General features: G+C 61.0%; 18 protein-coding genes. 8 read left to right on the top strand and 10 right to left on the bottom strand.

Features of this window, described 5'->3' with window-relative positions:
• Positions 1-1,656: an alkaline phosphatase D family protein gene (locus AC5RU9_RS03605; RefSeq protein WP_494015352.1), complete on the bottom strand. Its 1,656-nt coding sequence runs from the start codon at positions 1,654-1,656 to the stop codon at positions 1-3.
• A 135-nt stretch (positions 1,657-1,791) separates the two neighbouring features.
• Between AC5RU9_RS03605 and paaA the strand changes: the two genes are divergently transcribed.
• From paaA to AC5RU9_RS03575, 6 genes are read left to right on the top strand one after another with little or no spacing between them, the layout of a single operon-like run.
• Entirely contained in the window at positions 1,792-2,787 is a 996-nt protein-coding gene (paaA, locus tag AC5RU9_RS03600; RefSeq protein ID WP_211711931.1) for a 1,2-phenylacetyl-CoA epoxidase subunit PaaA, read from the top strand.
• Entirely contained in the window at positions 2,787-3,164 is a 378-nt protein-coding gene (paaB, locus tag AC5RU9_RS03595; RefSeq protein ID WP_144650647.1) for a 1,2-phenylacetyl-CoA epoxidase subunit PaaB, read from the top strand. The genes paaA and paaB overlap by 1 nt, the downstream gene beginning before the upstream one ends.
• On the top strand, positions 3,161-4,081 hold the full coding sequence (paaC, locus tag AC5RU9_RS03590) for a 1,2-phenylacetyl-CoA epoxidase subunit PaaC (RefSeq protein ID WP_494015351.1): 921 nt from the start codon (positions 3,161-3,163) through the stop codon (positions 4,079-4,081). The genes paaB and paaC overlap by 4 nt, the downstream gene beginning before the upstream one ends.
• Before the next feature lie 8 nt (positions 4,082-4,089).
• Positions 4,090-4,644, top strand: a complete 555-nt coding sequence (gene paaD / locus AC5RU9_RS03585) for a 1,2-phenylacetyl-CoA epoxidase subunit PaaD (protein WP_494015350.1) — start codon at positions 4,090-4,092, stop codon at positions 4,642-4,644.
• Positions 4,645-4,654: 10 nt separating this feature from the next.
• Positions 4,655-5,860 carry a 1,2-phenylacetyl-CoA epoxidase subunit PaaE gene (gene paaE, locus AC5RU9_RS03580; protein WP_494015349.1) on the top strand — a complete coding sequence of 402 codons (1,206 nt, stop codon included), beginning with the start codon at positions 4,655-4,657 and terminating at the stop codon, positions 5,858-5,860.
• A 9-nt stretch (positions 5,861-5,869) separates the two neighbouring features.
• On the top strand, positions 5,870-6,649 hold the full coding sequence (locus AC5RU9_RS03575) for an enoyl-CoA hydratase/isomerase family protein (RefSeq protein ID WP_494015348.1): 780 nt from the start codon (positions 5,870-5,872) through the stop codon (positions 6,647-6,649).
• Positions 6,650-6,654: 5 nt separating this feature from the next.
• Here the strand turns inward: AC5RU9_RS03575 and AC5RU9_RS03570 are convergent, their stop codons facing one another.
• Positions 6,655-8,208 carry a hypothetical protein gene (locus AC5RU9_RS03570; protein WP_494015347.1) on the bottom strand — a complete coding sequence of 518 codons (1,554 nt, stop codon included), beginning with the start codon at positions 8,206-8,208 and terminating at the stop codon, positions 6,655-6,657.
• A gap of 125 nt (positions 8,209-8,333) precedes the next feature.
• Between AC5RU9_RS03570 and AC5RU9_RS03565 the strand changes: the two genes are divergently transcribed.
• Positions 8,334-9,797: a protein adenylyltransferase SelO gene (locus AC5RU9_RS03565; protein WP_494015346.1), complete on the top strand. Its 1,464-nt coding sequence runs from the start codon at positions 8,334-8,336 to the stop codon at positions 9,795-9,797.
• A 52-nt stretch (positions 9,798-9,849) separates the two neighbouring features.
• On the opposite strand, the gene AC5RU9_RS03560 is transcribed toward AC5RU9_RS03565, so the two are convergent.
• The 8 genes from AC5RU9_RS03560 to AC5RU9_RS03525 form a co-directional block, all read right to left on the bottom strand.
• Positions 9,850-10,029 carry a hypothetical protein gene (locus AC5RU9_RS03560; RefSeq protein ID WP_494015345.1) on the bottom strand — a complete coding sequence of 60 codons (180 nt, stop codon included), beginning with the start codon at positions 10,027-10,029 and terminating at the stop codon, positions 9,850-9,852.
• Between the two features lie 149 nt (positions 10,030-10,178).
• A complete protein-coding gene (locus tag AC5RU9_RS03555; RefSeq protein WP_494015344.1) occupies positions 10,179-10,595 on the bottom strand; it encodes a MarR family winged helix-turn-helix transcriptional regulator in 417 nt (138 codons plus the stop codon).
• 81 nt (positions 10,596-10,676) lie between these two features.
• A complete protein-coding gene (locus AC5RU9_RS03550) occupies positions 10,677-11,195 on the bottom strand; it encodes a hypothetical protein (protein WP_494015343.1) in 519 nt (172 codons plus the stop codon).
• Between the two features lie 103 nt (positions 11,196-11,298).
• The gene (locus AC5RU9_RS03545; RefSeq protein ID WP_494015342.1) at positions 11,299-11,880 is read right to left on the bottom strand and encodes a DUF1349 domain-containing protein; all 582 of its coding nucleotides are present in this window, start codon (positions 11,878-11,880) and stop codon (positions 11,299-11,301) included.
• A gap of 195 nt (positions 11,881-12,075) precedes the next feature.
• Positions 12,076-13,983 (bottom strand): FG-GAP-like repeat-containing protein, encoded by a 1,908-nt coding sequence (locus AC5RU9_RS03540; RefSeq protein WP_494015341.1) that lies wholly within the window; start codon positions 13,981-13,983, stop codon positions 12,076-12,078.
• A 123-nt stretch (positions 13,984-14,106) separates the two neighbouring features.
• Complete coding sequence (locus AC5RU9_RS03535; protein ID WP_494015340.1) at positions 14,107-15,987, bottom strand: FG-GAP-like repeat-containing protein; 1,881 nt, start codon at positions 15,985-15,987, stop codon at positions 14,107-14,109.
• Between the two features lie 528 nt (positions 15,988-16,515).
• Positions 16,516-17,661 (bottom strand): LCP family protein, encoded by a 1,146-nt coding sequence (locus AC5RU9_RS03530; RefSeq protein ID WP_494015339.1) that lies wholly within the window; start codon positions 17,659-17,661, stop codon positions 16,516-16,518.
• Positions 17,630-19,249, bottom strand: a complete 1,620-nt coding sequence (locus tag AC5RU9_RS03525) for a hypothetical protein (RefSeq protein WP_494015338.1) — start codon at positions 19,247-19,249, stop codon at positions 17,630-17,632. Before AC5RU9_RS03525 ends, AC5RU9_RS03530 begins: the two co-directional genes overlap by 32 nt.
• A 630-nt stretch (positions 19,250-19,879) precedes the next feature.
• Between AC5RU9_RS03525 and AC5RU9_RS03520 the strand changes: the two genes are divergently transcribed.
• Positions 19,880-20,188: a hypothetical protein gene (locus AC5RU9_RS03520; protein WP_494015337.1), complete on the top strand. Its 309-nt coding sequence runs from the start codon at positions 19,880-19,882 to the stop codon at positions 20,186-20,188.
• The last annotated feature ends 2 nt before the right edge of the window (positions 20,189-20,190 follow it).

Below are 20,190 nucleotides of genomic sequence, written 5' to 3'. Positions count from 1 at the left end.
TCAGCGCTGCGGGGTGAGGGCCTTCGAATAAAGCACCGCGCCGAGGGCGTTGCGGAGGCTCACAGTTAAGGTGCCGTCGGAAGCGAGTTCGCCGTGCCCGAAGTACTGGTTCTCGCCGTCGCGCGGTGATTCGCCGGCAAAGCGCCCGGCCTTCGAGAAAACGACCTCCGGACCAAACGTCCCGTCCATGTCATTCGGCCCGAACGAGCCCGCGTTGATGGGACCGGCCACGAACTCCCAGAACGGGTCGAAATCCGTGAAGGACGCGCGCTCGGGGGAGTAGTGGTGCGCTGCGCAGTAGTGCACGTCCGCGGTCAGCCATACGGTGTTCTTCACGCCGGATTTCTTGAAAGCCGAGAGCACTCCGGCGATCTCCAGCTCGCGGCCCAGCGGCGCCCCGTTGTCGCGGTTGGACAGGCTTTCCTGGTTCACGGCGCCGTCAGGGACGATGATGCCCAGTGGCAGGTCGGCCGCAATGACTTTCCATGTGGCCTTGGATTTGCGGACCTCCTTGATCAGCCAGTCCACTTGCTCCTGGCCCAGGATGTTGGTGGTGTATGGCTCCATGCCGTCGGTGTTGGGGGACTTGAAGGTGCGCATGTCCAGGCAGAAGATGTCCAGTTGCGGGCCGCGGGGGATCTTGCGGTAGATGCGCGCGGGCTGGTACTGGCCGGCGTCGAACTTCCCGGGTCGCCAGAGCGCGGCGGCGTCGGCGATCGGCATGTTCTCCTGCCATGCCTGACGGCCCCGGGCGGCGAGGGTGTTGACGTTCCGTTCGGTGTAGCGGGCGTCGTCCAGGATCTGGCCCGGGTACCAGTTGTTGTGGGTTTCGTGGTCGTCCCATTGCGCGATCACGGGGACCTCCGCGAACATGGCGCGCATGTTGGCGTCCATCGAGTTGTAGCGGTGACGGCCGCGGTATTCCTGCAGGGTTTCGGCCACTTTGGACACTTCCTCGGTGACGATGTTCCGCCAGACCTGGCCGTCCTTTTCGGTCACCGTGGCGGCGATGGGACCGTCGGCGTAGATGGTGTCGCCGGAGTGGATGAAGAAATCCGGCCTGGTGGCGTGCATGGCTTTGTATCCGCGCATGCCGCCGAGGTCTTCGTTGATGCCCCAGCCCTGGCCGGCGGTATCACCGGTCCACACGAACGTTTGGGAGGACGACGACGGACTGCCGCCTCCGCGGGCGTCTTCAGTGCCGCCGTCGTTCTTGCCGTTGACTGAACCGGGCGCCGTGCTGAACGTACCCCGGACTGTCTCGCTGGACCCGTTTTCGTCTTCAAAACCAAGTTCCAGGGCGAACCGGGTTCCTGCGGGGAGGCCGTTGGCTTGGATCTTGGCGGTGAAGTCGCTGGCCTCGGTGGCCAGTGGACCTCGAATTGTGCGGCTGAAGCCGTAGCGTCCGCGGAGGATTTCGCCTGCGTTGTCCACGGCTTGGATGGTAGCCGTCATACGGCCTGGGCCGGAGGCGCGGGACCAGAGGACGGCGGAGTCGGTGGTGACGTCGCCGGTGGCTATGCCGGTGGGGAGCGTGAGCCGTTTGCGGACCAGGGGTATGGCGGCGTGGGCGGGGGCTGTCCCGCTGGCCAGGCCTGCCAGTGTGAGTCCTGCGAGGGAGGTTTTGACGAGGGTGCGGCGCGTGAAGTCAGTCATGTAGTCCACTGTTGTGGCCCGTCATGAACGGAAAGTGAGGCGTGGGTGAATCTGTGCCACCGCCCGAAAAGCTTGACTGAAAACACCCGCTCCGCATATTCTGAACGAACGGTCGGTAATTTATTAGGAGCAACCATGGCATCGCAGAATCTGCAGTCAGTGCCCGCTGAGCTGTCCCCGGAAGAGCAGGAGCGGGAGGCAGCCGGACAGGCATATTTTGATCGCATCATTTCGGAGGACTCGCGCATCGAACCGCGCGACTGGATGCCGGCGGCTTACCGCAAGACTTTGCTGCGCCAGATCTCGCAGCACGCACACTCGGAAATCATTGGCATGCAGCCGGAAGCCAACTGGATCACCAGGGCGCCGAGCCTGAAGCGCAAGTCCATCCTCATGGCCAAGGTCCAGGACGAAGCCGGCCACGGCCTGTACCTGTACTCGGCCGCCGAGACCCTGGGCCAGTCCCGGGACCAGATGATGGAAGACCTCATCGCCGGGAAGGCCCGGTACTCGTCCATCTTCAACTACCCCACGATTTCCTGGGCTGACATGGGAGCCATCGGATGGCTTGTTGATGGTGCTGCCATCTGCAACCAGGTGCCCCTGTGCCGCGCCTCGTACGGTCCTTATGGTCGCGCAATGGTGCGCATCTGCAAGGAAGAATCATTCCACCAGCGCCAGGGTTTCGAGATCCTGCTTGAGCTCTCCAACGGCACTCCTGCGCAGAAGCAGATGGCCCAGGACGCAGTGAACCGCTGGTACGCGCCGTCGCTGATGATGTTCGGCCCGCCGGATGAGGATTCGCCCAACTCCAAGCAATCCATGGCCTGGAACATCAAGCGCTTCAGCAATGACGAGCTGCGCAGCCGGTTCGTCGGCATGATGGTGGAGCAGGTCCGGGTCCTCGGCCTGACGCTGCCTGACAAGGACATCCGTTTCAACGAAGAAACCAAGAAGTGGGAGCACGGACCCCTGGACTGGAACGAGTTCAAGGAAGTCCTGGCCGGCCGCGGTCCCTGCAACTCGCAGCGCGTAGAGCGCCGCCGCGAGGCACACGAAAACGGTGCCTGGGTTCGCGAAGCCGCTGTGGCCTACGCCCGCAAGCAAGCACAGAAAGAGAACGCAGCATAATGGCTCCCCACGGAAATCCCGAAGCACCTGGCAGCGCCGCCAGCGAAATCAACCGCGAGGCCCCCAAGGTAGCGGCCACCACGGAGGAGCACCAGGAATCACCTTGGTCGCTCTGGGAGGTCTTTGTGCGCTCCAGCCGAGGCCTGTCCCACGTCCACGCTGGCTCTTTGCATGCCCCGGACGCGGCCATGGCCCTCCGGAACGCACGTGATCTCTACACGCGCCGCAACGAGGGCGTCTCCATCTGGGTTGTCCCGGCCGAGGCGATTTCCTCCAGCGATCCGGACTCCAAGGGTTCCTTCTTCGAGTCCCCGCAGGGCAAGGACTACCGCCACGCGACGTACTACACCAAGAGCGAAGGCGTGAAGCACCTGTGAGCACCCCAGAGACCACTGACTTCGTCATCGAGGGCCACGGCGACATTTCCGTCGGTGTCCACGGAGCCGGCGCATCAGGCGACGGTTCGGCCAGTGCCACCCGCATTACCCCGGGCAACGCACTGCGCCCCGAGGACATCGCCCTGGAGATCAAAAAGGGCCAGGTCAAGCCCAGCGAGGACGTCGCCGAGTACGCCCTTCGGATCGGCGACGACGGCCTGATCCTCGCCCAGCGTTTGGGGCACTGGATTTCCCGTGCACCTGAGCTGGAGGAAGACATCGCACTGGGCAACATCGCCTTGGACCAGTTGGGGCACGCGCGTTCATTCCTGACCTACGCTGGCGCTGCCTGGGGCAAGTCCGAGGACGATCTCGCCTACTTCCGCCGCGAGCACGAGTTCCGCTCGGCGCACCTTTTCGAGCAGCCCAACGGTGACTTCGCGGTAACCATCGCCCGCCAGTTCATCGTGAGCTACTACCAGTTTGAGCTCTACACGGCGCTCGCCGCATCAACCGACCCCACCCTCGCAGCCATCTCCGCGAAGGCCGTCAAGGAAGTGGATTACCACCGCGACCACAGCGCCCAGTGGGTGCTGCGCCTGGCCGGCGGCACGGACGAGTCCCGGAAAAGGATCATCCAGGGTTTCAAGCTTGTATGGCCGTACGTCGACGAGATTTTCGAAGACGACGAGCTCACCACGCGTCTCGCCGAGGCCGGCGTCGCTGTTCAGCCGTCCAGCCTTCGCGCAGCGTTCGACCGGCTGACCGGCGAAATCATGGCCGAAGCTGAGCTCGAGATCCCCGGCGTTCCGCAGTCCCTGGGCGGCGGCCGACGTGGCAAGCACTCCGAGTTCCTGGGATACATCCTTGCCGAGATGCAGGTCCTCGCCCGCGAACACCCCGGCGCGAGCTGGTGACCAGCGTGATGACTCCGTCACGAACGCAGGCACAGACCGAAGAGCAGCGGGCCTGGGACATCGCGTCCACGGTCTGCGATCCGGAGATCCCGGTCCTCACCATCGAGGACCTGGGAATCCTTCGCGGTGTGCGGGTCACCCCGACTGAAGCGACGGAAGCGCACGACGGCGGCCCGGCCAGTACCGCCGTCGAGGTCACCATCACGCCGACGTACTCGGGCTGCCCCGCGATGGATGCCATCGGTGACGACCTGCGGAAGGCCTTCGAACGGGAGGGCTATGCCAGTGTCCACGTCAACCTGGTGTTGTCCCCGGCCTGGACCACGGACTGGATGACCGAATCCGGCAAGGCCAAGCTGGAGGAATACGGGATCGCCCCGCCCAGCGGCATGGCTGCCGCCGGTGGGCACTCCGGTCCTGTCCGCCTGAGCCTCGCCGTGAAATGCCCGCAGTGTTCCTCACTCAACACCAAGGAACTCACCCGTTTTGGTTCCACGTCCTGCAAGGCGCTGTTCGTCTGCCAGGACTGCAAGGAACCGTTCGACTACTTCAAAGTCCTCTAAGGAAGCAGCCATGACCACCGAAACACAGACGGCCAGCCGCCGTCGTGCGTCTTTCCATAACCTGACCGTCGCGGAAGTCCGGCGCCTCACGGACGATGCCATCGAGGTCACGTTCGGTGTTCCCGCCGAGTTGGCGGGCCAGTATGACTACCTTCCCGGCCAGTACGTCGCCCTGCGAACCACACTGCCGGACGAGACCGGCGAGCCCCACGAGGTCCGCCGCAGCTACTCGATTTGCGCAGAGCCGCGCAGTTTCGAGGATGGCAGCAGCGAGATCCGGGTGGCCATCAAGAAGGACCTTGGCGGCATCTTCTCCACCTGGGCCAATGCCGAGCTCAAGGCCGGCGACGTCCTGGACGTCATGAGCCCGCAGGGTGCTTTCATTTCCCGTCACGGCAAGGACGGTTCCGCCGTCCAGCACAACGTCATGAACTCCATGAACCACCCGGAGGAGCTCGCGGGGGAGCCCGGCAGCTTCGTGGCCATTGCCGCGGGGTCGGGCATCACTCCGGTGATCGCGATTGCGCGGACCTTGCTGGCTGCCAACCCGGAAACCAGGTTTGACCTGGTGTACGCCAACAAAGCTGCCATGGACGTGATGTTCCTGGAGGAGTTGGCGGACCTGAAGGACAAGTACCCGTCCCGTCTGGCGCTGCACCATGTGCTGTCCCGTGAGCAGCGCATCGCGCCGCTGATGACCGGCCGTATCGACTCGGAGAAGTTGCAGGCGCTGCTGAGCAGCGCAATTCATGCCGAGGATGTTGACGAGTGGTTCCTGTGCGGGCCGTTTGAGCTGGTCCAGCTGTGCCGCGACACCCTTGCCGCCCGCGGCGTTGAGCCGGAGCATATCCGCTTCGAGCTGTTCACCACCGGCCGTCCGGACCGCCCCGAGGGCAACGCCGGCCGACCCGTCCTAGCCGACGAATCGCAGGACACGTTCAAGATCACCTTCAAGCTCGATGGCCTGACCGGCGATGTCGCCAGCCCCACGCATGCCCGTGAGTCCATCCTCAACGCGGCCCTGCGCGTCCGCCCGGACGTTCCGTTCGCGTGTGCAGGCGGCGTTTGTGGCACGTGCCGCGCCAAGTTGATCACCGGTACCGTGAGCATGGATGAGAACTACGCTCTGGAGCAGGACGAGCTGGACAAGGGCTACGTCCTGACCTGCCAATCCCACCCCACCAGCGAAGAAGTTACCGTCGACTTCGACGTCTAAGGAGTCCCCATGATCGAGCTCTCCATTGCCAACGGCATTGCCGAAATTGTCCTCAACATCCCGGAAAAGCTGAACTCGCTCAACGAGGACGCACTTGCCGAACTGGATAAGGGGTACGACGACGCTGCTGCCGCCGCCGCCCGCGGTGAGGTGCGGGCGCTGCTGCTTCGCGGCGAGGGTAGGGCCTTCTGCGCCGGCCGGGACATCGGCGCAGTGACACCTGAAACCGACGATGCCCAGGCGTATCTTGGTGGGTTGGTGGAGCCGCTGCTCAAGAAAATGGCTGCGTTCCCGGCACCCACTTTCGCTGCGGCACACGGCGCGTGTTTGGGCGTTGGGCTGGGGCTGCTGCTGGCCACCGACGTTGTGTACGTGGCGGAGAACGCAAAGTTTGGCTCACCCTTCGCAAAGCTTGGTGCCACGCTGGACTCCGGTGGACACTGGTACTTCACCGAGCGTCTGGGCATGCACCGCACACTGGACCTGATCTACACGGCGGACCTCATTTCCGGGGCGGAAGCCGTTGCCCAGGGGATGTTCAGCCGGGCGATGCCTGCCGATGTCCTGCTTGACGAGACCCGTGCCATCGTCGCCAGGGTGGCTGTGGGGGCAACAGGCGCCTTCAACGCGTCGAAGGAACTCGTGGCCCACATCCGCGACCAGCGCCTGGGCCTCTGGGCGTCCATGGCCGAGGAAAACACCGAGCAGGCCCGCCTCTGCAAGACCGACGACTATGCCGAGGGCTTCAGGGCGTTCCAGGAGAAGCGGGCGCCGGTTTTCAAGGGGTAGTTCCCTCAGACGAATTCCTTGAGGAGCTTGTACCCGGCCAGCTTTCCTTCAAAGGAGATGACGGCCATGTCTTGGTCCGTAGTGCTCACGTCCGTCAGGGCACCATAGGTGAGTGCCGGGGCCGCGGATCCGCTCTTCAGGCATGGGAACGCGATATTTGAGCCAGCGCGGGTATTGCCGCCGGGCTGATCTTTGGTGGGCCCGTCCGACGGTACGGTATAGGTTGTGTTTTTCCAGCAGACGAACGAGTCCTCGAAGCTGGCCCCGCGGCGCTTTCCTGTGGTGGTGTCCAACAAGCCTGAGGCCCAGTAGGTGCCAGTGATCACGAATTCGCCGTGGCTTGCTGACGGTATGAGGCCGGTCGTTTCCCAACTGTGCACTTCCACCGGTTTGGATTCCCATGCAGCAGCGCCGGTTAGGGGATCGTAGCCCACCACTTTGGAAAGTCCTCCACGGTAGGTGCCCGCAGGAAATTCAATGAAGCCATCTACATAGTCGCATCGGACAGGGAATGCATCGCCGCCCGCCAACTTGGTGGCGTCGATTCCGGTCGTTCTGGCGCATTCGAGCTGGGAGCCATCGGCCGTCCACAGGATCCTACCGCTGGAGGCCCGGAAGCCCACTGTTTTAGTAGTCTCGCGGAGGTTCAGCGAGAAGGTTTGCTCCGTGTATGTGTCGGGGGAAAAATTCGTGGGGTTGATGCCGACAGAGCCAACATAGAGGTCCAATTCTTCCGAGTACTTGAAGTGCCAGCCCATATCCGTGGTGGCGCCCTTCCCAAAAATGGTTTCCAGGTCCACTTCCCACAAGACCTCGCCGTGAGACACGTGGGCCAGCTTTCTGGTGTCGTCCTTCACCACCGAATACAGCTCTTTGCCCACTGGCCAGAAAACCCCGGCGAGAGGATTGACGTCAGCACCTGCATGCTCCTCACCGGAGTCAATGGCCACCCAGTGTTCCGATGCCTGGGAAGTCCCACTAAAGGCGATGAAGCACATGTCGAAGAGTCCGTCGCAGGCGAAGGGGCGGGTGCTGACCAATTCCGGTCGTCCGCGGTAGAGCTCCTTGCCGGTGCTCAGATCAAAGGCAACAGGCGCAGTCCACCAGGCTTCGTCACTGTCGAGACCGGCGGGAGCTTTAGCTGCCTGCAGGAAAATTGCGGTGCTCCGTCCTGAAGCTCCCCTGGTCACAACGGGTTCCAAGGGAACCCAAGGCGCATCGAGTCCCGGATGAACGGGTTGGGTCCACAGCTCCCTGCCGTCAGCCGTTGAGATAGCGTGCGCTTCCACCCCGTTCTTACCCTTGGCGTACACCAGGGCGACCCCGTCTGCCACCACCGGCTGGCCGATGGGGTCGATGGCCACTTCCCAGGAAGCAGTGGCAACTTCGGTGTTCCGCATCTTCACTTCCGGCGTCGGGGATGGCGACGTCGACGGGGCGGCTCCCGGCAGGGGAATGATGGTGCACGATGCGAGGAGGATCGCCACAGCGACTGCCGCGACCGCGAAACCCACCGATCTGATAATGGCAAGCGGCCGTGCGGTGAGCGAAGAAATCATGGTTCCCCCAGGACATGAATGGCTCAGCACTCGCAGGGCGTTCCGAACCAGAAAAGGGCCAGCAAGGTGTGGCTCAGATTGAGGATACAGGCACGGGTGCCCGCCCGCGCCGATATCCTTGGTTGATGAGTGACATCGCGCATTCCACCATTGCCTTCGAGGGCCATTTCGCCCGGGACTTCCCGGAGCTGGCTGTTCCGTGGCGGGCGGAGGAAGCTCCCGATCCGCAGCTGCTGGCACTTAACGGGCCACTCGCCGTCGAGCTTGGTTTTGATCCGGACTTCCTGCGGAGCCCGGAGGGCGTACGGCTGCTGGTCGGCAACTCCGTTCCGGAGGACGCGACACCGGTGGCCCAGGGGTATTCGGGGCACCAGTTCGGTTGGTACTCACCGCGGCTGGGGGATGGCCGTGCCCTCCTGTTGGGCGAGGTGGTGGACGCCGACGGGAAGCTCCGCGACATCCATCTCAAAGGTTCGGGCCGGACGCCTTTTGCCCGCAACGGTGATGGTCGGGCGGTCATCGGTCCCATGCTTCGCGAGTTTATCGTGAGTGAGTCCATGCATGCGCTGGGGATCCCGACCACCCGTTCCCTCGCCGTCGTTGCTACCGGGCGCCCGGTTCAGCGTGACACTGTCTTGCCGGGTGCGGTCCTGACCCGGGTGGCCAGCAGCCATCTGCGCGTGGGCAGTTTCCAATATGCCAGGGCCTCGGATGACCTGGACCTGCTGCGTCGGCTCGCTGACCACGCGATCGAACGTCACCACCCGTCGTCGGTTGGTGACGCCGACCGCTACCTTGGCCTCCTGAAAGACGTCGTGTCGGTTCAGGCGAAACTGGTGGCCCAGTGGATGCTCGTCGGGTTCGTGCATGGGGTCATGAACACTGACAACATGACCATCTCGGGCGAAACCATTGACTACGGTCCGTGCGCTTTCATGGAGGGCTTCGACCCGGGTGCCGTGTACAGCTCGATCGATGAGATGGGCCGCTACGCGTATCGGAACCAGCCGCTGGTTGCCGAGTGGAATCTTGCGCGTTTCGCCGAGTCCATTGCGCCCCTGATCCACCAGGACGAGGAGAAGGCGGTAGCGATGGCTGTTGAGGCCCTCAACGGCTTCCGCACCCAGTACAGTGCCGCGTGGTTCGGCGGCATGAAGGCCAAGCTTGGGCTTCCGGAAGACATTGACGACGGCGTTGCCTCGCCTTTGGTGGACGACTTACTTGAGTTGGTCCAGGAGGCGCGCGCGGATTACACGTCGTTCTTCCGTAGCTTGGGCAGAGCGGCCCGTGGGGAGCCGGAGCCGGCCAGGGGCGTGGTCCTGGACCTGCCCGCGTTCGATGCGTGGCTGGCGCGTTGGCGCGAATTGGCACCTGACGCGGACGCCATGGATGCGGTTAACCCGGTCTACATTCCGCGCAACCACTTGGTGGAGGAGGCCCTCGCCGCGGCAACAGAGGGGGACATCGGACCCACGGAGGGACTGCTGGAGGCTTTGGCGTCCCCGTTTGAGGAACGTCCCGGCCTGGAGAAGTACGCTGCTCCGGCACCCGACACTTTCGGTCCTTACCGGACTTTCTGCGGAACGTAAGGGCAAGCGACCCTGACCGGGTCGCTTGCCCTTAGCTGGTTCTCTGCGCCCACTAGCTCCAGACGGCCTTAACCACCATGTCTGCGCCAGCGGCCAGGTGGCTGCCAGTGTGACCTGCATCCAGGATGCACATGTCTTCCGATCCTGGGGGACCGGTTGATACCAAGCACTCGGTTGCCCTGAAACTCAGGAGCTCTACTGGGAGGTTGTCGCCAATGCGAAGTTCACTCATGCTGCCCTTTAGTTCGTCCGGGCACGGCGGTTGGGGTTTGCCTGCCCGGGGTGTCGGAAACTTGTTTCCTTGGACGCCGGACTTCATCAGCGGATAACTCCATACTGCCTTGTTGTCCTGGCATCCGTCCACGCGGGCGTTCTGAACCCTTAGTTGATTTTGGTGTCCCGAACGATAGCCATGAGTTCCACCCGAAGACTTTCGGAGTCCAGGTCGATACCTTCCAGTACCGTGTTCTCTTGTCCGTGGGATTTGTTCAGCAACTCCAGGCCCAGCTCGGTAATCGACACGAGTTGGCTGCGCCGGTCAAAACGGTTGACCTCACGGCGGATGAAGCCACGGGATTCGAGCCTGCTCAGTAGCGGTCCCATGGTTTGTGCTTGCACGCGGATGCTCTCGGCCAACTTGCCTGGCGAGATGGGGCCGGCATCCGCCACGGCATCGAGGGTTAACACCGTTGGATACGTCAGTCCCAGAGGGCGGAGCCGCTCATTCCACCCAAGTTCCACGAGCCGCGCTGCGGTGGACAGCAACCGGCTTGTTGGCCAATAGTCCATGTCAGGCATTCGGGCCCCCCAGCCTCGTAAGAATAGTCAGCTTGCTTACTAAGACTACATCTCACGGGCCGGAGGTATGGAGCTATAGGGTCAAGAGAGCTCGAATCCGGGGTGTCCGGTGGTCCGCTCCGCGCTGTGCACGTGCAGGGCGTGGCGCATCGCCTGGCGGTTTTCTTCAGCCGGTTCTGGCTGGCCGGCGACGCGGTACAGGTCGGCGGCCCACTGAAATTCGTCGGCAGCGGCGCGGAACCGGGCTTCGTCAAAGAGCCGCCGGCCGATGTGGTGACGGACGTAGGCTTCCTCATCCGGGGCTCGGACTGTTCGGAGTGCCTTTTCATGGAGCACGGCGGCGTCATGCCAGCGGTACTGGCGCTGCTTCACCTGGGCAAGGATCAGGAGCAGTTCCCTGCGGTCGGGTGAATCGGGGAGCAGCTTGAAGCCCTCGTCCAAGGCCTCGGTGTCCCGTCCGAGCAACGCCAGGTATCTGATGCGTTCCACCGGTGGACACTCACCTGCCAGGGCAGCGTTCAGGGCGTCGCGGTTGATCACCACGTCGCGGAACGTCGCAGGGTCAGTACGCCAAAGACTTGCAGTATCTTCCACCGTCATGCCCCCCATAGGACTGTTACGGAGCCAGCTCAGTTGCAGCCTCGGTCATCGGGCTGCAGAAGACTCCATAATCTCACGAACGGTCACGCTGGCAAGTTCCGGGTCAGTGAAGTTGACTGTCCGGGGGAGTGGTCCGCCATGTGTGGAACGGGACAGTCAGCCCGGCCCGCGTTGGTGAGCAGGTGAACGGCCCGGCGAAGGCGATCAGCTCGGGATCCAGCGGCACAACCCGCACCAGCTGGAGTTCCCCGCCGTTTGCCGAGGCCCGGATGGTGAGGGCGTCGCCCACGCGGCTGATCCTTATGCGGACACGGCCGCCATTCCAGTCCGGAACAGGTGCCAAAGACCAGTCCGAGAAGCGGTTGGTGACAACCGCGCCCAACTGGGCGGCGCCGTCGGCGAATTCCACGCCGGCCTTGATCCAGTGCTCCGCGCTGACGCGCACGAAGAGGCCGGCCTGGTCGAATTGTTGGGACAAGGCGGCGGTGAATTCGACCTCCATGGCACTGTCCTGCGGGAACGGTGCCAGAAGGGCGTGTTCGGTGTCGTGGATGAACCCGTAGGAGGTGATGCGCCAGGCGTCGCTGCTCTCGGCTGCGGTCACCAGCAGGTCACCTTCCTGCACGACGACGGCGGCCGGCTGGTTGGTCCACTCGCCGCGGCTCCATGGAATGTTAGTCATCATCGGTCTCCTAGTTCTTGTTGTCGCGCTTCAACCGGCGGGCCCTGGCACTCAGATCAACCAGATGCATGTTTCGTGAGGGGGCATGTGAAAGCAGACCGTCCACGACGGCGATGACCCGGAGGGCTCGATGTTACTGGCCGGCCACCGGTGACGGTGCCCGCCTGGATTACTCAAGAGGCCGTCGAAGCGACTGAATCAAAGAATTGCAGTCATGACGTTCCACCCTGTGCCGACTTTCGTTGCCCCCGGCCAAGCTGAGCCACCGCTACCTGCGTAGAGCCATAACTCCCCGGCCGCGTTGCGTGCCAGGATGTCAGCTTTGCCGTCGCCATTAAAGTCACCCGGGCCGACGAGTGAGTTCATGGAGTTCCAACCCTGACCGATCTGCCGTTTGGGCTGCCAGCTTCCATATCCACTAGCGGGATACAACCAAAGTCCACCATCGCTGTCGCGGGCAATTACGTCGCCGAGGCCGTCAGAGTTGAAGTCGTCTGTTCCGGTGATTTCAGAGAGCCCGACCGTACTGGTAAAGCTTCCACCGATCCCAGCGGGATGCAAAAACCTGGCCTTGCCATCGGCAATGTACTGGTACAAGTAACCGGCGCGGTTGCTCGCTATGAGGTCTATGAACCCATCGCCGTAAAAGTCGACGCCTTCGATAGCGTTCATGACTTCCCAGCCGTGGCCTACCTGTACACGTTGTCTCCAACCTCCGGCACCATTACCCGGGTAGAACCACAGCAGCCCCGCCGCGTCACGCGCTAAAACGTCCGCGTGACCGTCGTCGTCGAAATCGCCCGGGGCGACGATTGCGGTCATGACGTTCCACCCCTGTCCAACCTGGACGCGGGGTAGCCAGCCACCTGAGCCGTTGCCGGGGTAAAGCCAGAGTAGCCCGGCCGTGTCCCTCGCCAGAATGTCGGTCTTGCGGTCTCCATTGAAGTCGTTCTTGACGGACCTCGCAGTGTTTCCATCGATGACAGCCACTGAATACTGTGCCAATTGGTTGCCCGATGTAGCTGTGTTGACGACGTACACCCTGTTGTTGTTGGGGTTCACGGCCGCCTGTCCGGGATCCCACCCCGTGTACACAACCGAGCTGCTGTTGTTCCGACCGTCAATGATCGTGGTGCCCCGAACAAGCATGGTGGCATAGATCTTATTGTTCGAAGGGTTGACCACGATGCTGTGGACCTGGCTTGCGGTGGTTATATTAGAAGTTTCGGTCAGCGTGGTCCCATCCACAATTTTGACGGCGGTAGCGGTGGAGCTACCCGATCCAACGTAGATCTTGTCGGTCATCGGGTTGACGGCCAGAGCTCCGAGCGGAGCGTTGGAGGCCAAGGCCCCCACGATCTTATTGCTTGAGCCGTCTATAACTCTGATGCTGGATCCATATTGTGGCGCGCTAGTAGCGTATATCTTGTTCTTGGCAGGATTCACTGCCATGGCGCGAAAGCCATCAGCCCCAATGGACACCGTCGCAGTGATCTTACCGTCCGCATCGATGACCTTGATCGTTCCACCGGAGAGAGCGTAGGCCTTGCTGGTGGACGGATTGATGACAATGTCTTGTGCCGAGACTGAACCGGGCACCGGATTTGTACTGTTGGTGTTGCCGTCCAGAATAGTCACGCCGGTCTCGGTGCTCACGTATATGCGGTTGGTCTTCTCATTCACAGCCAGGTCGCCTGGGCTCGAGTCGACTCGAACCAGGGTGGTGGCAAGGGACGCCCCGTCAACCACGGCGATCGAACCATTTGGATCGCTGATGTAGACCTTATTCGTTGCGGAGTTGACGGCAAGGTGCTCGGCGCTGGAGGACCCACGGTAGACAAGCTTTGTGCCACCTGCCCCAACGCTGTACACACCGTCATTGGTGCCTACGTAGGCTGTGTCGGTCACGGGGTTAACGGCGATGGAGGTTGGCCACTGTCCGACGGGGAAACGGTCCGTAACCGCATCAGCATTTGCCGGGGCAGCAGTGGTTCCCAGCGACAAGGTCAGCGCCATGCCGACAGCGACTAATGCGACCGCTGCCCGATACGATCTGTGTGAGCTCTCTTTGCCCAGTCTGCGCGCTTCATCCAAAGCAATAGTCATGAAGTCCCCCATATGAAGTGACGCTAGTGCGCCGATGTTCGGATTCTATAGCGGATGAACCGACGGCCAGCCCTGAATTATCACCAGGGCTGGCCGTTGAATGTCATTCCGGATCGGAGCGAGCTAAAGGATCGCGGTCATGCCATTCCACCCGGCGCCGACTTTGCTGGCCGTGGGCCATGATGCTCCGCCATTTCCTGCATAAAGCCACAGCTCGCCTACAGAGTTGCGGGCGAGGATGTCAGCCCTGCCGTCGCCGTTGAAGTCACCTGGCCCAACCAATGAATCCATTACATTCCAGCCCTGACCGATCGTCTGCTTACCTAACCAACTGCCATATCCGTTGGGCATGTAGAGAGACAAGGCCCCGGCTCCGTCGCGCGCAACGAGGTCTGTCAAGCCATCACCGTTGAAGTCATCCACGCCAGCGATTTCCGACATTCCGGTCCAACCGGAACCGATCCAGAGCCGCGGGAGCCATCCTCCTTTGCCATCTCCGCGGTACAGCCAGAGTGTGCCGCTGCGGTCGCGCGCGGCGACATCGATGAATCCGTCGCCATGGAAGCCACCGATCCCCTCGATCGCCGTCATACCGTCCCAGCCAGTACCGACGTGCACACGTGCCCGCCAGCCACCGGACCCATCACCGGGATAGAGCCATAGGAGACCGGCTCCGTCGCGGGCTAGGACGTCCGCGTCACCATCACCGTCAAAGTCACCAGGCGCCAGCATCGCTGTCATGGCAGTCCAGCCTTGGCCAACCTGCGAGCGAGGGAGCCAGCCGCCGGAGCCGTTACCGGGGTAGAGCCACAGCGTGCCAGTTGCGTCTCTAGCTAAGACGTCAGCTTTACGATCCCCGTTGAAATCGTTTTTTACGGGTGCCGGTACGGATCCATCAATGACACCCACACTTGGAAAGCCAACGTTGAGCACATAAACCTTATTGATGGTGGGGTTGACCACCGCGGTGACGGGTTCCCAACCGGTGTACACCGAGGAATGGCTGTTGTCTTTACCTTCGACTATGGCTACGCCCCTGCCGGTCATTGGGACGTAGATCTTGTTAGTTGTCTCGTTTATGACGATGTCGCGTGCGCGCGTAGCCGTACTGACCTCGGCCACTTCGACGTTGGACGCTCCATCGATGACCTTGACTGATCCTTCGTATGAACCGCTGTCCGCCGTTACATAGATCCTGTTGGTGGATTGGTTAACCGCCAGTTGTCCCAGGTTGCCATCTGAGGAAATAGTCCGCGTAACGGTGTCAGTTGAGCCGTCAACCACACGTACCCCAGTCCCGTACTTAGCGAGAGTGGTGAAATAGATTCTGTTGGTTTTCTGGTTAACTGCAGCGTCAACGATGCCGCCCGCGCCCACGCTGACCGAAGCGGAGACCTTGTTGGTGGTATCGATTACATTCAAGGTTCCGCCGGCTAATACATAGGCTTTGTTCGTCGAAGAATTCACCAGAATCTCCCGGACCACGCCCGGGACTGAGACCGTGATAAATGTGTTTGTCACGCCATCGACAATTGCTACGCCATTCGTTATTCCAACGTAGACCTTGTTGCTCTGCTCGTTGACGGCTATAACGTCGGCGCCTGCTCCTATGGGCACACGGATAGCGTCGGCGTACGTGGCACCGTCGACGACGGCCAGATAGCCGGTAGCAGTGCTGACGTAGATCTTGTTTGTAACCGAGTTAACTGCAATATCCGAGGGGTCGTCTACGCCGACGCGTCCGGCGCTGGGACTACCGAAGCTGGAAATTCCTTCGGACGTGCCGACGTGGACGACGTTCGTTACAGGATTTACCGCGATCGCTCCAGGTCGGTCACCGACTGAAACGTTGTCAGTGACGACGTCCGCCGCTGCCGGAGAAGGGTGGCTTCCCAGTATCAGGGTCAGTACCAATCCGGCAGTAACGGTCGCCGCCGCTGCGCGGCGCTGGCGCAGTGGCCTTATCATGCCCAACGCACGCGAAATAGCTACATCAGCAATCATAGATTCCCCCAAAAGTCGTGACGCAAACGGGCGTCTTCAAGGGATTCTATAGTGCGTACCCCCCACCACGTGAATGCAACTAAGGACGTTCCGAGCTCTGTGGCCGACCCGGAGACTTGGGAGGCGACGGTTCAAGATGCAGGCGATCACTTTTCCATCATGGGGAAGAAGAGCGAATAGTCGCAATCGCACTATAGGTTCGCCAATATTCGCCAGTAACTGCTATAAAGTTATTGATTCATCCGGCCAAAATCGTGGCAGTGATTTGGCTTTTTCTTGTTGCATTTTTGCCTGTCTTACTACAGGAGCAAATTCCAAATACGTTATACAAATTCAATCGTGGGGCCAGTCCTGAACTCAGCAGGCAATAAGGGTTCACCCAGCAACTTCGCACAGATAGTCGTTTTTATGTTGCAGCGACCACAGCCTTGACGATTGGTCCCTGGGGCTACGCACTCATTCCGCTAAATCGTGGACATTTCATATGCAGGGGATTAACACTTGGGAAGGTGACAGCGATTTCTTGCGCTAGTTGCCCTTTTCGAGGGCATGAGCGGTGACGTATGCGCCCAACTGATCCTTTGAAAGGGCTGCGGCGATTTCTGAGATGGCCGTTGTGTCTGCGACAACAATCGACTGCCCGTCGGCCGAAGTGCCAGTGCCGAGGGTGGGCAGAGTGAACATGACAGTGTCATTCGCCCGGAGGTCCTTCATACCTACTGCCAAGCTGCCGATCGCAGCAGCGTCAAAACTCTTGTCGACGCTGATGAACGGCGACACCGCACTGACCATGCTGTTAACTGTTACCGGGTTGGTCAGAGTCTCACGCGCGATCGTCTTGCTGATGATCGCTTTCATATAAGCCTGCTGGTTCCGCACGCGCTGGTAGTCGCCGTCACTGAATGACTTTCGTTCCCGGACGAAGGCCAGTGCCTCGTCGCCGTTCAGCGTCTGCTTTCCTGCTTCGTAGTAGTGGCCCTTCATGGGGCCGGAGCCGGGCGCGAATGGAATTTTGATGTCTACTTCCACGCCACCCAAGGCATCAGTGAGGCCTTTGAAGCCCTCGAAATCAACCATGGCGACATGATCAATACGCTGGTTGAAGAGGGACTCGACCGTCTGAACCATCAGAGGAACGCCCCCGTAAGCCAACGCAGAGTTGATCTTCGACTGGCCGTGTCCGGGGATATCCACCCAGAGGTCACGCATGAGCGAGACGGCGTATACGTTCTTGCGGTCTGCGGGAATGTGCACCAACATCAAAGTGTCCGCGCGCTGGTCGGTGGAGGCTTGGGTGTCGACATCCAGTTCAGCGGAGCCTCGTGTGTCACTGCCCATGACCAGCACGTTCATCGCTGCGGTGCCGTTGACGGGCTCGGCCTTTTGCGGTCGCGTCGACTCTTCCGGGAATGCCGTTTCGATCTTCGTGGTGCCGGAGTTGAAAGTCTGAGCCAGGTTGAAGATGTAGGCGCCGCCAATCAGACCAGCGACGAGTACAGCGGCCGCGAAGCCAAGGAGCACGTTCCTTGCAGTTTTTTTACCGCTCTTCTGACGTCGCGGACGTGATTCTGCAGAGGGAGTTTCGGTATCTGTCGGGAGCGTCATGAGTTCCTTGGTGTCGGCGTCAGCAGTGATGATTCTATCAAGGCGCAAATACGCCGTCGGCAAAGTCATGGTTCAAGCCGACGCCCCACTGGTTGGTGACGTTGACCGTATAAGGCGTCCCAGAGTGTATGGGTGTGTCGCCGAGGCTAAATGCGAGGGTCTCCAGTTGTGGATTCCTTGCGCCAGGGCCGCTACTTTTTGTGTCAGCGGTTGAAGTCTTGGCCGTGAACTCCTCTATGCGGCCGTCATTTGATTTCCATGACACCGTAGCCTCACCCCCCGCGATGTTGAACCCGGTGATATTCAAAACGCGCCCATCTTGGGTCAAAGTCGACTCCGTTACTATGGGCGACTTGAATCCTGAAGCCATCTGGGTCTTGAGTGGAGTACCTGTGCCTTTGCAAGTGAAGTAGGGGTCCCACATGAAGGAAATGACCTTAGTGGAAGCTCCAAGCTGTTGAAGTTGCCGGTCCATTCGTTCCAGTGTTGTTTGCCCGCGAAGACTATTGCTGCAGGCGTTCTTTTCCATCGCGGGAGCCATTCCCTCCATGTTCGCCCAAAGCACGGCCCCGGTACCGGAGACGCCAGCGGCCGCAGCCCGGAAATAGTCGATGTTCGGGGCCATGTACTTCTGCGCCCATGTGCCGTTTCCCACGATAGTGGCAGCAAATTCGTCGACTGCAGAACCTGACTCGCTGTCAAGAAAGGCCGCCCCCTTTCCTGTACCCATGCCGTCCTGGATCGCTATATTGAGCTTCAGGCCACTGGAGGTTTGAGCGATTTTGCGCATAGCGGGTCCGGCGTCTTCCGGGCTGACGCTTGACGCGCTTCTCCTGGATTCTATGTAGGGGCTGATGACCGCTGAGCGCGTCGGAAGCAGGCGATGGATCGCTTCGTTCTGCATCTGATATAGGGACAGTATGGGATCGAAGAATGCACTCGAACTGATGGGCATCTCCACATGGTGGTAGAAACCGGCCAATCCTGGCACGTCATTTTTCTCTGCTTGGTACCGGAGGAAGCGCTCGGTAAAGAGGCTGAGAGTTTGGGTATACGAGAGATCGGGTAGGTATTCCACATCCGTGCGCTTTACCGGTGCCGGCAGGCCCACGAAGAAGTCCATATGCAGCTCTGTGGCGGCTTTTGCCAGCGCTATTGCCGGGTCCTCGGCGGATGAGTCATTTCCGCCCACGACGACTATGTCATATCTGCCCCCCGGGGAAGTGCACCCCTTGCCTTCCGTAGGCAAAACCAGAATTGTGTAGGACTTCCCATTAGCAGATACGTTTCGATCTCGAGGGCATAGCAGTGTGGTCTTGTCCCAGTCACCGCCGTCGGAGTACGTGAAGTATCGGTCTACCTGCAACGCGCCAGCCACAACTTTCGCGCAGTTTATCCCGTCAATAGTGCAGTCCTTGGGCAGGTCTTCCTCCGGGGTAGGCCTCAGGATGGTCCCAAAAGTAATGACAGTGTCACCACCGAGGGCGTGAATTTCCTCAAGCTTCCCCCTATTTGCCGAGGCGGCAGTATTGGCAGTGATGAAGTATCCGCTGATGGGGTAGTGCGGCGGCGAGGAGGGGATTTCGTCCGGCGCGGCGTCCTCGCTGGGTGGCCAGAAAATGACACCAGCTCCCAACACCAGGACGATTGCTACCATCGGGATAAGCCAACGCCATACGCCTCGATGAGCTGACAGGGGTGGGCTGGCTTGTCGGGAGAGCCTCGCGGGTGACATGTCTTCCTCTGGTCGGGACAGCAGAGACGACTCTATCAATACAAGATTCGTACCCGACCTCGTCGGATGCTCCTGAGAGCACCTGAGCTAATCCATACGATAAACTAATCCGGGTCGCCCTCCGACGGTGGACGTCCGAGGGTCGCCAAGTCTCAGGCGACCGCGTTTAGACAGAACACAAAAGGTTCTGAATTACATACAACGGGGGGAAAGTTGGGCACCGCAATCAAACGTGTTCAAGCCGTGCTGGTGGTCCTGATACTAGCTGTACTTGCCTTCTTCGTAAGCCAGCCAGCAATGGCCACTCAAACAGAGCCCGGGCCCGGAACGGAAACGCCCGCTCCCACGGATCCTGCGACGCCGACAACTCCGGTGGAGTCTCCAGTGATCGTTCCGACTTTCGAACCACTGCCAACTCTTGCGCCTGTGGAACCTGAGACTCCGCCAGCGCCCGATCCATTGCCGGTGGAGCCGGCGCCGGTCGCTCCCCCAGCCGTTGAGCCCGTTGTCCCGCCAGCAGCTCCTGCAGTGCCGGAACAAGAGGTACCTGTTGTGGTTACGCCAACAGATCCTGGCGTTCAGGGATACGTCCTGGAACCTGAGGCTCCTCTGGAAGCGGAAACGTCCGCCGCCGCAGTACCTACGCCCACGCCGACTCCAACGGCAACCAAGGTTGCCGTTGCGCCGCCCGTTGCTAGTGCAGACATTGCGGGCCCGCTGAAGGTGGCTCTTGCTCCAGTCGCAGAAAACAATCCCATTGTCCAAGGCGTGACGGTGGTTGTTTTGATTTTGCTTGGCATTGCCTACTTCCGCGCATTGCGTTCTAAAGGGGCCCCACGGCCCCGCCTCAACGGCAAGTAGGC

The sequence above is a fragment of the Arthrobacter sp. B0316-5-4 genome (genome assembly GCF_059090325.1).
The sequence above is the reverse complement of the archived record's forward strand: the minus strand, read 5'-3'. Positions and strand labels throughout refer to the sequence as shown.

What these genes read in the sequence shown, in the direction of transcription:
- AC5RU9_RS03605 (WP_494015352.1), bottom strand. Translation starts at nt 1,656, where the DNA reads ATGACTGACTTCACGCGCCGCACCCTCGTCAAAACCTCCCTCGCAGGA.
- paaA (WP_211711931.1), top strand. Translation starts at nt 1,792, where the DNA reads ATGGCATCGCAGAATCTGCAGTCAGTGCCCGCTGAGCTGTCCCCGGAA.
- paaB (WP_144650647.1), top strand. Translation starts at nt 2,787, where the DNA reads ATGGCTCCCCACGGAAATCCCGAAGCACCTGGCAGCGCCGCCAGCGAA.
- paaD (WP_494015350.1), top strand. Translation starts at nt 4,090, where the DNA reads ATGACTCCGTCACGAACGCAGGCACAGACCGAAGAGCAGCGGGCCTGG.
- paaE (WP_494015349.1), top strand. Translation starts at nt 4,655, where the DNA reads ATGACCACCGAAACACAGACGGCCAGCCGCCGTCGTGCGTCTTTCCAT.
- AC5RU9_RS03575 (WP_494015348.1), top strand. Translation starts at nt 5,870, where the DNA reads ATGATCGAGCTCTCCATTGCCAACGGCATTGCCGAAATTGTCCTCAAC.
- AC5RU9_RS03570 (WP_494015347.1), bottom strand. Translation starts at nt 8,208, where the DNA reads ATGATTTCTTCGCTCACCGCACGGCCGCTTGCCATTATCAGATCGGTG.
- AC5RU9_RS03565 (WP_494015346.1), top strand. Translation starts at nt 8,334, where the DNA reads ATGAGTGACATCGCGCATTCCACCATTGCCTTCGAGGGCCATTTCGCC.
- AC5RU9_RS03560 (WP_494015345.1), bottom strand. Translation starts at nt 10,029, where the DNA reads ATGAGTGAACTTCGCATTGGCGACAACCTCCCAGTAGAGCTCCTGAGT.
- AC5RU9_RS03555 (WP_494015344.1), bottom strand. Translation starts at nt 10,595, where the DNA reads ATGCCTGACATGGACTATTGGCCAACAAGCCGGTTGCTGTCCACCGCA.
- AC5RU9_RS03550 (WP_494015343.1), bottom strand. Translation starts at nt 11,195, where the DNA reads ATGACGGTGGAAGATACTGCAAGTCTTTGGCGTACTGACCCTGCGACG.
- AC5RU9_RS03545 (WP_494015342.1), bottom strand. Translation starts at nt 11,880, where the DNA reads ATGATGACTAACATTCCATGGAGCCGCGGCGAGTGGACCAACCAGCCG.
- AC5RU9_RS03540 (WP_494015341.1), bottom strand. Translation starts at nt 13,983, where the DNA reads ATGACTATTGCTTTGGATGAAGCGCGCAGACTGGGCAAAGAGAGCTCA.
- AC5RU9_RS03535 (WP_494015340.1), bottom strand. Translation starts at nt 15,987, where the DNA reads ATGATTGCTGATGTAGCTATTTCGCGTGCGTTGGGCATGATAAGGCCA.
- AC5RU9_RS03530 (WP_494015339.1), bottom strand. Translation starts at nt 17,661, where the DNA reads ATGACTTTGCCGACGGCGTATTTGCGCCTTGATAGAATCATCACTGCT.
- AC5RU9_RS03525 (WP_494015338.1), bottom strand. Translation starts at nt 19,249, where the DNA reads ATGGTAGCAATCGTCCTGGTGTTGGGAGCTGGTGTCATTTTCTGGCCA.